General features: G+C 43.5%; 10 protein-coding genes. 3 read left to right on the top strand and 7 right to left on the bottom strand.

The window, feature by feature from the left end:
* The first annotated feature begins 1 nt into the window (after position 1).
* The 3 genes from ACOJR9_RS04010 to ACOJR9_RS04020 are packed head-to-tail and all read left to right on the top strand — an operon-like array spanning position 2 to position 5787.
* Complete coding sequence (locus ACOJR9_RS04010; protein WP_420936040.1) at positions 2-2092, top strand: 4Fe-4S binding protein; 2091 nt, start codon at positions 2-4, stop codon at positions 2090-2092.
* Entirely contained in the window at positions 2058-3233 is a 1176-nt protein-coding gene (gene nosP / locus ACOJR9_RS04015) for a nitric oxide-sensing protein NosP (protein ID WP_420935095.1), read from the top strand. The genes ACOJR9_RS04010 and nosP overlap by 35 nt, the downstream gene beginning before the upstream one ends.
* Positions 3234-3237: 4 nt before the next feature.
* The gene (locus ACOJR9_RS04020; protein WP_420936041.1) at positions 3238-5787 is read left to right on the top strand and encodes an ATP-binding protein; all 2550 of its coding nucleotides are present in this window, start codon (positions 3238-3240) and stop codon (positions 5785-5787) included.
* 1 nt (position 5788) lies between these two features.
* Here ACOJR9_RS04020 and ACOJR9_RS04025 read toward each other — a convergent pair whose 3' ends face one another.
* The 7 genes from ACOJR9_RS04025 to pqqB form a co-directional block, all read right to left on the bottom strand.
* The gene (locus tag ACOJR9_RS04025; RefSeq protein WP_420935096.1) at positions 5789-6445 is read right to left on the bottom strand and encodes a response regulator; all 657 of its coding nucleotides are present in this window, start codon (positions 6443-6445) and stop codon (positions 5789-5791) included.
* 320 nt (positions 6446-6765) lie between these two features.
* Positions 6766-7995, bottom strand: coding sequence for a porin (locus ACOJR9_RS04030; protein ID WP_420935097.1), 1230 nt, complete (start codon positions 7993-7995; stop codon positions 6766-6768).
* A 227-nt stretch (positions 7996-8222) separates the two neighbouring features.
* The gene (locus ACOJR9_RS04035) at positions 8223-9797 is read right to left on the bottom strand and encodes an insulinase family protein (RefSeq protein WP_420935098.1); all 1575 of its coding nucleotides are present in this window, start codon (positions 9795-9797) and stop codon (positions 8223-8225) included.
* A 20-nt stretch (positions 9798-9817) separates the two neighbouring features.
* A complete protein-coding gene (gene pqqE / locus ACOJR9_RS04040) occupies positions 9818-10954 on the bottom strand; it encodes a pyrroloquinoline quinone biosynthesis protein PqqE (protein WP_420935099.1) in 1137 nt (378 codons plus the stop codon).
* Entirely contained in the window at positions 10944-11225 is a 282-nt protein-coding gene (pqqD, locus tag ACOJR9_RS04045; protein WP_420935100.1) for a pyrroloquinoline quinone biosynthesis peptide chaperone PqqD, read from the bottom strand. The genes pqqE and pqqD overlap by 11 nt, the downstream gene beginning before the upstream one ends.
* Positions 11225-11980: a pyrroloquinoline-quinone synthase PqqC gene (pqqC, locus tag ACOJR9_RS04050; protein WP_420935101.1), complete on the bottom strand. Its 756-nt coding sequence runs from the start codon at positions 11978-11980 to the stop codon at positions 11225-11227. Before pqqC ends, pqqD begins: the two co-directional genes overlap by 1 nt.
* 1 nt (position 11981) lies before the next feature.
* On the bottom strand, positions 11982-12902 hold the full coding sequence (gene pqqB, locus ACOJR9_RS04055; RefSeq protein ID WP_420935102.1) for a pyrroloquinoline quinone biosynthesis protein PqqB: 921 nt from the start codon (positions 12900-12902) through the stop codon (positions 11982-11984).
* Between the last annotated feature and the right edge of the window lie 10 nt (positions 12903-12912).

The following is a 12912-nucleotide window of genomic DNA, read 5'->3' on the forward strand; positions in this document are numbered from 1 at the left end:
TATGGTCACAAGACGCCTTTTATTCATTCTATTTTACCTCATATGCGCACCACTATTCGCGCAGTCTGACGCTACCGACATTCCTACTGATATTTATCAAATTTTTCCTACCGCCACACGGGTTGGTGACATGGACCCTGATATTAAGGTGACCCCTGTCTATCAGCTTCAACAGTTACTTGGCTATGTATTCGAGTCTAGCGACTTTGTCGATTTCATTGGTTTTTCAGGAGAGCCAGTGAACGTGCTAATTGGCCTAGACACCGCTGGAAACTTTGCTGGTTTAAAGGTAAAAGAACACAGTGAACCTATATTTCTATATGGTTTAGGTGAACAGTCCATGTTTGATTTTATAAGCCAATACGAAAATCATAACGTGAGGGAACGATTTATTGTTGGTGGCAAAAGTAAAGCGGGCAGCGATGCTACGTACTTTGATGGCGTGACTAAAGCAACGGTGTCGGTGCTGGTTATCAACGACACCATTGTCACCTCGGCACTCGCCGTAGCGAGGGCAAAACTCGACGGTTTTATGGCGCCAAGCGATAAAATAATTGCCCCTGACTATTTTGAGTCACTTAACTTTAATCAACTAGTAGATAAGGGCTACATTCAACATCATTCTATTGCCGATAGCGATTTCACTGGTTTAGTAAGTGAAGTCGCCGATGCGGCTTATAATGTAATTACCGAAGAAGACGGCCTGTTTTCCGAACATTTTTATGCGTTCTTGAGTGTGCCGATGGTGGGCAAGAACCTACTCAGTGAAGCGGAATACGCGAGGTTAAAAGAAAACCTCGAGCTGGGTGAATTGGCGTTAATGGTAATCAATACAAAAGGCTTCAGTTTTGTCAGTGAGGCATTCATACCGCAGACCACACCTGAATACTTGCGGCTGTCACAAGGCGGTTTTCCTATCGACATTCGAGACATAGATTTTTATAGCTTCTACGAGCCAAATTTTGCCCAATCTGTTCCTGACTTTAAAGATATTAAAATACTACGGGTAAAATCGAACGGCGGCTTATCATTAGATCAAGAAATAAATATGGCGATCAGTTTGCCGTACAAACCGAGTTTCTTTGAAACCAAAGAACATTTTTTTTCCCACACGTTTACATTACCTGATGCGCTCTTCATTGAAAATCCGGCTGCATTATTGGAAAAGCCTATCCCTCTTTGGAAAAAAATATGGTACGAGCGGTGGCTTGAGATATCCATTACGCTAATTTATTTGGTAGCGTTATCGTTGTTTTTTGGTTTTCAAAAAAGGCTAACGAAGTATACGAAGTTGGTGCAGGGTGTAAGGGCGTTTTCTTTGCTTTTTGTGCTGTTTTTCATTGGTTTTTATGCACAGGGGCAATTGTCGGTCGTCAATATTTATACCCTGCTACTGAATCTTAGCAGCGGATTTTCATTAAATGTGTATTTGCTAGACCCTGTTATATTTTTGTTGTGGTGTTTCGTTTTTGTGTCTCTTTTTGTCGTGGGAAGAGGGCTATACTGTGGCTGGCTATGCCCCTTTGGAGCGTTACAGGAGATGTTTGCGTTTGTTGCTGATAAACTTAAAATTAGACAAATTCGCATTAAGCCTCAACACCACAAACGGGCTCAGAAGATAAAGTATCTCATACTGGTTGGATTGGTTGGGCTATCCTTTTATTCTCTCTCAATGGCGGAAAAGGTTGCGGAGGTTGAACCCTTCAAAACCGCCATTACGCTCCATTTTGTGCGTTATTGGCCCTTTGTACTGTATGCCGTATTGTTGCTTTTAGTGAGTTTGAAAATTCACAAGGTGTATTGCCGCTATTTGTGCCCATTAGGTGCTGGACTCGCTATTTTAGGACGTTTCCCGTTATTAAAATTACTTACACGGAGAAAAGAATGCGGTAGCCCATGTCAGTTGTGTAAGCAAAAAAAATGCGGGGTCGATGCTATTGAATTAGATGGTAGCATCGATTATGCAGAGTGTATTCAATGCTTAGAATGTGTTGTCACGTTAGACAATCCTGACATGTGTAAAATTGATAAATATAAAAAGAAAAAGGTGCCGACTCATGTCAAACAGCTCCATCCTTACCGCGCTAAGTGAAAGCGCACAAGCCTGTAATTCATCGCCCTACACCGCCATCGATGCTTGTAACGCAGTGGCGAAAGAGATTTTATCCCACGCTAATCCGCAGGATATAGAGTTAGTTCTATTTCATTGCTCGACACTTTTTACATTACACGATATTTCGACGGCGCTTACAAAGTACTTTCCACGGGTAAACATAGTGGGATGCACGAGCGCAGGCGAATTCAATAAAAAGGGTTATGGCGTTGGGAAGCTGCTGGCTGTTGCCTTCCTAAAAAGCGAGTTTTCTATCGCTACTGCCCTAGTGCCCCATTTAGGTGACGTCAATTTTGATCACGCACACAATATTGCAAGTGGTCTGCGCAATACGCTACAAAATCGTACACAACGTTATGACACGAAACAACATTTTGTTATTTCATTGTTAGACGGCCTCTCTCGACACGAGGAACATTTCTTAGAAACTTTTGCAACAGCCTTTGGTAATATTCCCCACTTTGGTGGAAGTGCGGGAGACGACCTTCAGCTTGAAGCAACTTATATTTACTACAATGGTGAGTTTCACCGAGATGCTGCGATACTTTTACTGGTTGGAACGGACAAGCCATTTTCAATATTTTCCATCGACCACATTCAGTCTCCAGTTTCTAAGCTGGTAGTGACGGACGCCGATGCTGAGTCACGCACTGTCTTTGAGATTAACGGGGAGCCAGCAGCGGAATATTACGCGAGTTTATTAGGATTAAAGGCTAAGGATCTGACACCTGATGTGTTTTCTATGTTTCCCCTCGCCGTGTTTGTTGGAGGAAAGTATTTCATTCGGTCTATTCAAAAAGTGGATATCATGACCAACGCTATTACGTTTTATTGCGCTGTGGATATCGGCATAATTTTGACCTTTATCCAACTTGGTGACTGTGTTGAGGCATTGGAAAATAAGTTGGAACAAATACGAGAAGAGCTTGGAGAACCCGAGTTTGTTTATGCTTGCGATTGCTTCTTACGGCGTTTAGAAATCCAACAAAATAAAAAAGACGATGAAATTAAACGGCTTCAGCAAGCCTATAAAGTAGCGGGTTTCAATGCTTATGGTGAACATATTCATTCGGTACATTTAAACCAAACCTTTACCGGGGTGTACTTTGCAGCCAAATGATCTAATGCAAGCGCTTGATGAATTGCGTCAAGAGCTCTCCCTTAAGAAACGGGAAAATGAAAAATTAGAGAAAATTAATGCGGCGCTTATGTACCGGATGGAAGAAGGAGGATTCAATCATCATAGCTACCGAGCGTTTGAGCATTCTGTTCAACTGTCTGAAAAGGTCAACCAGAAAACCGAAGAACTGCAAGCCGTCTTACAAAAACTAGCCCAATCAAATGCTGAAATTGTTAGCGCTCATGAAGAAAATAACAAAGCCAAACAACGCCTACACGACGCCATAGAAAGTACGAGTCAGGCAATGGTGTTGTTAGACCAATTCGAAAGTATCGTCTTCTTTAACAGTCACTTTGAAACCGTGTGGGACAATCTATCTATTACCCCCCACATTGGTGATAATTATCATGAGATTACTCAGTCAGCTAAGCGCCTGGGCGTGATTCGCCGCGTATTACCCGCTGATCCCGAAGGCATCACTATCTATCAATTATCTAACTTGCGCTGGTATCAGGTGACAAATCGCCGCACTCAGGAAGGTGGAAAGGTCATTTTGTTTAATGATATCACCGAAGTGAAGCTTAATGAGTCTAACCGCTACGAGCAGGTGATAAGGGAAAAGAGTAAGCTATTACAAAGCCTTATCGATAATATTGATGTGGGTATTTTGCTCATTAAACGAAACGGTGAGATTATCTTTTGGAATCGCACCTTTTTAGTTCAATCTAATGTCTCACCCTCGGTATTGATAAATTGCAATAATATTTATGCCTTACAAAATGCTGAAGGATGGAATGGGTTAAATTTTGATGCGGACGGCCCCAATACCCAAATAGTCAATGATAATCTGGTTGTTGATCGTGACATTACTGCGTTGCCCGATGGTAATATTTTATGCACATTTACGAATGTGACATCACAGCATCAATATGCGGAAACCCTGAAACAAAACGAAAGTTGGATCCGCATGATGACCGACAACGTTCCAGCACTCATTGCCTACATAGGTACTGACAATAAATTCCGCTATACCAATAAAGGGTATCGCGACTGGTACGGTGTAAGTGAGCAAAACCTTAACGATATGCCAATGGAAAAAAGCCATTTAGAGGATATTTATCCTCACCTTATTCAGTACTTGAGACGGGTAAATGATGGTGAGGTGGTGAGTTTTCAAAGCCAAGAAAGAAATGCGCAGGGTATATGGGGGTTCTTACAAAAAGTGTATTTACCTCACTTCAGTGAAGACGGTGAAATCATGGGACATTTTGTTCTCGCTACCGATATTTCAGAGCAAGTTAAAAGCAAAAAGGCACTTGAAGATGCTAAAAATCAGCTTGAAAACAATGTTGAAAAGCGCACCAGAGAGTTAAATCAAGCAAACATTGCATTGCAAGAAGCCGTCGATTCAAAAAGTAAATTCTTGGCCGCTATTAGTCACGACTTAATGCAGCCATTAAGCGCTGCCATTTTATTTAATGAATCCTTGAAAGACCAAGTGGATGCCTCAGCAAGTTTGGTAGTGAAAGCGTTGGATAACTCGCTCTCAGATTTAAACAGTTTAATTCGCACACTAATTGAAACCTCTAAACTTGATGCAGGTGTGTTGCAGCCGGATAGACAGATAGAAAATGTGATGCCACTTTTAATGCAGCTTGCAGATGAATTTAGTCAAATTAGCAAGGATTATCGGGTTGATTTTAGGTACCGTTTTCAAGAAGCATATGTGGAAACTGACCTGAGTCTACTGTCTCGAATATTGCGTAACTTGCTCGTAAATGCAATGAAATACGGCACAAATGGCAAAGTGTTGCTTACAGCGCGAAAGGTCAAGGATTGCTTGAGAATAAGTGTGTTTGACCAAGGTGTTGGAATTAATGAGCAAGATCAAAAAGTTATTTTCAAGGAATTTTCCCGTTTAGAAAATGATTTTAATTATTCCTACAGTTTAGGGTTGGGCCTCTATATCGTCGATAAAATGACGAAGCTGCTTGGGCATAATATTGATGTAAGGTCAGAAGAAGGGATAGGAGCCTGCTTCACAGTGCATGTACCCATTGCTACACCACGGACACTAGTTACTGCCCACGAGTATTCGCAGTCGATAGAACAATTGCTACCTAATGATTTATTGGAGAAGCAAGTTTGGCATATTGATAATGATGCAAATATGAGAATTGCAATGCAGACCTTGTTTTCAAATTGGGGCATGGAGATTGAGTCGTTTTCGGGGTATCAGCAGTGTGTGGCTGTGACTGATGACTGCTTTGATGAGTGTGATATGTTAGTCGTGGACTATCATTTAGATGAAGATATAACCGGACTAGATATTGCTAAACAGGTACGGTCACGTTATCCACACATACCTATCATGATATGCACCGCTAATCACTCTAAAGCGCTAGCTTTAGAGCTAGAAGGGACAGGGGTGCAACTGCTTCACAAGCCCATTACATCGGCATTACTAAAAGCGTCGCTAATTAAAATGCTCCCGTCGGCTAACGCAATTGGTAAAGGCGGGAAGCGGAGCACCGGTAAACGCGAGGGCGGTTAAACTAAAAACGATATTGATTAAAATCGATGTTAGCGGCACTTGCTACCACCTTTACGCGATTACTCGCTCCTAGCTTTTTCAAAATAGAAGAAACATGTGATTTGACGGTCGTTTCTGAAATATTAAGTTCATAAGCGATAACCTTGTTTGCCAAGCCTTGAGTTAGGTATTTCAAAACAGAAAGTTCTTTTCGTGTCAACGAGCGCATTTTTTCCGGCGATATACTTGTTTCTCTGTTATGGCGATTGGGTGTAGATGGTGTTCTCAATATTTCAGATGGCAGGCATACGTTGCCTTCAAAAATAGACTCTATTGATGACGCAATGTCTTCAATGGTGCTGCTTTTCGATATAAACCCCACCGCACCATATGAGATCGTCTGAAGAATATTGTGTTTTTCAGTTTCGGCAGAAATGATGACCACAGGTATATTGGTAAATTGATTTCGAATATCCAATAGGCCATTAAGTCCACACGTACCGGGCAAATTTAAATCTAACATGATTAGGTCGAGCGCGGCGTCCTGAGCTAGCAGCTTTAGAGCCTCCTCGATGGAATTAGCCTCTAGGGTTTCTGAGTCGGGAAACTTCTTTCCTAAAATCGTCACCATAGCATGACGAAAAATAGGGTGGTCATCGATAATAAGGATCCTGCGCATTGTCTTTTCCTCTACTAAAATAGCGACTTACGTCACTGCATTAGTGGTTACATCAGTGTTAATATAATACACCAAAGTTAACATAATAATTACATTTATGGTGTTTTTCAGACTAAATATTTATATAAAATTAAACTTTACACAGATGACAGGCGGTGGTTTTGTTATCGCAACGTGTGAGGGTATTTGACTCTAGAGAGGAATGCTTAAAATTGTGTGAATGCAGCCTTGCTGTAGAAGGCAAGCTAAAAAACGAGGAATAGTCGCTTCCTCGTTTTTTATGTAATCATATTACAGTGCATATTTTAGCGAAATATATTTTAGAAAAAGATGGTCCCACCAAGTTGTACCAATGCGAGGTCTTCGGCATCATTGTAGATTGACCTCGCGTTTTCAGTACCTTCTACCTTTAAGTTTAGATTTTCGTACTTCACATAGATTAAGAAGCGTGAATCAAAGTATTGCTCTGCCGCAAGTCCCCATTGAGTTAATGCTGAGCTTGTTACCCCATCAAGATGTGCCATACCATATTGGTCGTTATAGCTTGCATATTCTGCATAGAATGCTGAATCGCCAAATTTATTAAACTGCTTTCTGATACCCATTTTAAAATAGTAAGAATCGGTATCATCGCCCGATCCTACAATAGCGTCATCTGCCTCTTCCATTTGGTATGTTGCAAGACCAAAAACACCTGATTTGATGTGCATAAGTCCCCCTTGGATTTGCAATGTTGACGAGCTATTTCCACCAATATTGCTGCCACCATCTTTGTTGACAGAATATCCTCCGTGAAGGTTCGTTTTAAATCCACTGTGCTCAGAGGAGTACTTTACTGCAATATCAAATATTTCATCGTTTGCATAACCCACTGCAATACTCACGTCTCCCATTTGAGGTAGATCGTAGCGAACACCGTTACGAAAAATACCATTACAGTCCAGACCTATACCTAAGCCAGGCGTTGCTAGACATTGAGCAAATTGCCCCCATGTTCCATTAACAGCGTTTTCGTCAACGTTTCTAATAAAAAAACCATTAGCGCGAAAAAGAGGAGAAATACCTGACCAAATTGTTCCAGAAGGATCGGCTAGTACGGCAATATTATCCGTAGGCATACTCTGTAATCCAATGGTTACTTTACCCCACTCTCCGGCAACGTAAAAGCTGCTTCCCAATAGACCAATGTCACCGCCATTAAAAGTGTCTAAATTGTCTTGGTTGGCAAAAAGAAGAGGTGTTTGCTGTCCACCTCCTGCGTAGTTAGGCGAGCCTGAAAGTGGCTCTACAATGACTTCAAATCCAGCATCTATACCATGACTTTTTAGCACATAATTACCCGATAGCGTAATTCGGCTACCCAGAGTCGTTCCATTATCTGATAGTTGAGCCACATCACTGCCTACCCCATCGTCATAGTATGTTAACCCTTCGTTAATCCAGCCAGATATTTTCCAAGTGTACTTCTCCTCTTGGGCATAACTCGTTGTACTCATTGCATATAGGATCGCGATAGAGAGGCATGATTTTGCTAGCGTTGTTGTTTTCATTTGATTTGTCTCAGTGTGTTTATACATCAGGAATTGTGTTCTGCCTGCCTGATAATAGGTCGATATAAAAATCACACCATTGGACGTAAGGCGCGTTAAGACCCTTCTTTAGTAGTGGGAAAGTGCAAACAGATACACAAACAAAACGCCACGCAATGCAGATGAGAGTTAGTGTATTAAGGGGGGAATGTATCGCTAGTTTTATGGGTATTTTTGTTTGTCAAACATCAGCTTGCTGCTGACATAATGAGAACTTGCTTACACCACGCTTCACGGTGACAAAGATTAATATCTTGAGCTCCGTAAAGATACAGTGTGTTGTGATGACGAGCTACCCCCATAGCATAACACTCTCCATTAGTACGAGGGAGCCAAAATGCGGCGTTGCACACCAGCGATATAAACGCGGCTTCATTGTGCACCTCAATACGATAAACCCAATGTTGCTGATGTGATTGAAAGGGATGTTGAGTACTCGCGCTGCGCGCAGCGACGTGAAACAGCGTGGGTAACGCTGGCACCTCTCGTAGGCTTAACGACGGGGTGTGGCGGCTGGCAAACTGCGATGGCATCATCGTGTTAGGTTGAGTAAACGTAGGTGCCACAACAGAATTCATCCTCATACACGCAGGCGCTAAGGTGCTGTGATAAGCAATAGCAAAGTAATGTTGCAACGGCCTCACCGTGAACGCTTTTGTGTCTTCAGTATTGTGATAGTGCTCGATAGCTTCTTGTATGAGCGTTGGTAATTTCGCATCGCTAAAGCGCGGTACTTTAGGGTCAATATGATACGTTAGCACAGCGTTGACGAACGTATTTTTTATCTTGTCTACCCCCTGATTAGCGGGCTGATTAATCAATAACCGCAAGGCGATATTGCCATTGGTGTTAATCTCATCATCGATAAGCAAACTGACATGATTGCCAATCGCCTGTGCTAACTGGGTTTCAACGGCCAATAGCCCGCTTAAGTAATGTACAGGTAGCCACCATGTAATAACGTCAGTGGAAGTTGTGCTGCCTAGGAGTTGCTGTTTGCTGGCCCCATCGTCGCAAAATCTGGTGCCTTGTTGCCATCGCGTATCTTGCGCCTTGTCAGTTGCGAGCGTCGGTTTTTGGGTTTTTATGTCAGTTTTGGAACGACGTTTTACGTGGTCATGTTGGTCGTTGATGTGATTGACTGCGCTCTGGCATCGCTCAAATACTGAGTGGTAAGGAGCGCTAATGATAAGACTCATGTTGTCCTTTGCGTACCAACGTTGCTTATATTGTTGCAGCGCGTTTAATGACACGCTATTGATGGTATGCGAGAGGCCTCCAGCATGGTTATAAGCCTGCTTACTAGGATCGCTTAACCGAATGGCAACTTGCTGGCGGTATGCATGATTGGTCTCTAGCATGCTTAGCTCGTTAAATATGACACCGCTGCGTTCCGCTTCGAATTGAGGTGTGCTGTAATGGTGACATAACAGCCCATGGTATAAGTACTCAACGGCTTCTACGAGTAACGCTTCACTGGAGCTCGTGGCATAAAAGTAGGTTAAATTGGCATACGTGGTGGCATTGATCGATAACGGAAGTAGGCTGTTTGCAACAAATAATTCATGATCGGCTGGATAGGCAGAAGAGCCTCTAAAGCACATGTGTTCGGCTAAGTGAGATACCCCACTGTGGTCAGTTGACGGTGTTTTCACTATAAACGTGGCGCCAAACTTGTGTGCATCATGGGCACTGCTCCCTTTAACGCTTGCACTGTCAACCGACGATGGCGAAGAGGTTAGAATAAAGCGAACGTCTTTCATTATTACTGGTCAATACCTGTTTACGTATCAAGCACGTCTACCTCGATGCGACGCTCCACCTGTCGATATTTTAAATTAGTGTTTCCTTTTATTCCGGCCTTGTCTGTAATCGATTTCATCATGTGATGATCGGGGGATTTACTGCACACCGGGTCAGTTTTGTACATATCACCCGTGAGCATAAAGGCTTGGCACCGACAGCCACCAAAGTCTTTATCTTTTTCATCACAGGTTTTGCAGGGAGAGGGCATCCAGCTGTCTCCCCTGAAGTGATTAAAGCTAAAGTCGTTATGCCAAATATCATGCAAAGAACGCGCTTTCACGTTCGGAAAGGTGAGGGGTAATATTTTCGCACTATGACAAGGAAGGGCGCTGCCGTCTGGCGAGATGGTCAAAAACGTACTTCCCCAGCCATTCATGCAAGCCTTTGGCCGTTGCTCATAGTAATCAGGGGCGACAAAAATAAATTTAGGCCCGTTGTCACTCTGCGCGCTTCTATAGTGATTAATAGATTGCTCAGCCTTGACGAGCTGGGCTTTGGTGGGCAATAGATGGTCGCGATTTTCATAGGCCCAACCATAATACTGCACCGTGGCCAGCTCAACGAAGTCAGCGTTAAGACTCTCGCTCAGCGCCATCACGTCTTCTATCTCATGAATATTCTGCGCCGTTATACAAAAATTGAGTACCATGGGATAGTCGTACTGCTTGACGAGTTTAGCGATTTTCATCTTTTGTTCAAACGACTGTCGTTTGTTACCAATTAAATCATTCGCTTCAGCATTAGCAGCTTGAAAACTCAGCTGAATATGGTCTAGTCCTGCGGCTTTGAGCTTTGCAATACGTCTTTCCGTCATACCTATTCCTGAGGTAATGAGGTTCGTATAAAAGCCAAGCTCTCTTGCATGTGATACCAAATGCTCTAGATCTTTGCGCAACAATGGCTCACCGCCAGAAAATCCTAATTGAACCGCGCCCATCTCCCGCGCTTGCGTAAGCACGCTCTCCCACTGCTCTGTGGACAGCTCGTTAAAGGTCTCTTCCATATTGACAGGATTCGAACAGTAGGGGCAGTGCAAAGGGCACTGATAGGTGATTTCGGCTAGCAGCCATAGGGGGGGAGTAATGTCAGGGGCGTCGTTTTTATTAGGCGTCATAAAGTATCCACTTTTTTGTTTCTGCATGAACCAGAAATTCATCAACATCGTTTTCAAGCTCAGGGGGGGCGCTTGGAAAGGCGTCGCGTAAATCCGCACAGATTACTGAATGACTTTTCTGACCATCTACACGGGTAAGAATTTCCGCCGCAGAATCATTTAACGTGATCATTCCCTCAGGATAGAGCAATACGTAGGAAGCCTGTGCTTTTTCAAATTGTAGTCGAAACAACGGATTGAGCTTCGGAATACGGTGACTAAGGTTGGTCATTACAGTCTTCCTTTATGACATACGCTCTGATCAGCTATGCCGTCGAAGGGCTTTCTTCCATACTCATACGCAAAGCAGATAGCATCGGCAATACTCCATAAAATATCGATTTTGAACTGGAGGATATTGAGCGCATGCTCCTGTTGCTGGCGTGTGATGAAATGGTCGAGGGTGATTTGTAAACCGTGCTCAACATCACGGCGAGCTTGACTCAAACGCATTTGAAAATAGCTAAAGCCAGCTTGATCAATCCAAGTGTAATGGGTCGGCCAGGTGTCTAATCGACTTTGATGGATTTCTGGGGCAAACATTTCAGTAAGGGAAGAGCAGGCAGCCTCTTGCCAACTAGCCCGTCGGGCAAAGTTTACATAGGCATTAACGGCGAATTTCACGCTTGGTAAAAGGTGCGTCTCATCTAACAATGTGTGTCTTTGCAGACCTACAGCCTCACCTAAGCGCAGCCATGCCTCTATTCCCCCTAATCCGCTTTGTCCCTCCCGTCCATCGTGGTCGATAATGCGCTGGATCCAGCCACGACGCACGTCTTGTTCCTCGCAATTAGCGAGAATAGCGGCATCTTTAACCGGAATGGCCATTTGATAATACAGACGATTTGCTACCCAGCCTTGAATTTCTTCTTTACTGCACTGTCCTGCATTCATTCGCTTATGAAAAGGGTGATGTATGTGGTAGTACGCGCCTTTTGCTCGAAGCTTGTCTTCAAATTCGTTTTGTGTCCATGGGTGTTCTGACATGCTAGACCTCTATTTCCATACCATCAAAAGCAAGTTCAATATCTTGATCGCGCAATGCTTTATAAGCGGATGAATTTCTATTCAGTACGGGGTTTGTATTGTTAATGTGTATAAGGACTTTTCTTTCTACCTTGAACTGATTCAACAAGGCGATAGCCCCTTGTTCGCCGTTCACTGGCATATGCCCCATGTCAGTCCCCAGTTTTTGGCTAAAGCCATGTTCTATCATTTCTTCATTCACCCACAAGGTGCCGTCAAAAAGTACGCAATTAGCTTCAGCCATCACTCTCTTCACGGTGTCATTGGCCTGCATACAGCCGGGTGCATAGAACAGTACATTGCCGCTTTTCTCGTCAGTTACTTTTAAACCAATGTTATTGCCGGCCACAATATTGTCACGATAGGTGGAATACGGTGGCGCATTTGACTCCAGTACAACAGGTTGAAAGGTCAGCCCTTCAGCCCCCTTGGGTACAAATTTATCGTCAAAATGCGTGCTGATAGTATGCTGCTGTAAACCGCCGTGCCAGTGTTTAAGCACAGTGAATAAGGGAAAGCTGGTGGTGAGATCTTCGTTGACAACGTCGGTACAGTAAACGGGCAATGGCAGACCTTCACGCAGCGTCAATAGGCCTGTGGTGTGATCAATCTGACTGTCGGTAAGGACAATAGAGGTAATGCGCGTACCCCGTGTAATATGGTCCTGTGGCCACAACTGCGGGTGTTTGTTTATTTGTTCGCGTAAATCCGGAGAGGCATTAATGAGCACCCAGTGTTCGCCGTCTGCACTGACTGCAATGCTTGATTGCGTGAGAGGGGTGGCATCGATACTGCCACTGCGAAGCCCTTTGCAGTTTACACAATGGCAGTTCCATTGAGGAAAACCCCCTCCAGCGGCTGCGCCCAATATTAACACATGCATAATAGCTCCA

The organism is Alteromonas ulvae, assembly GCF_048987005.1.
Taxonomy (GTDB): Bacteria; Pseudomonadota; Gammaproteobacteria; order Enterobacterales; family Alteromonadaceae; genus Alteromonas.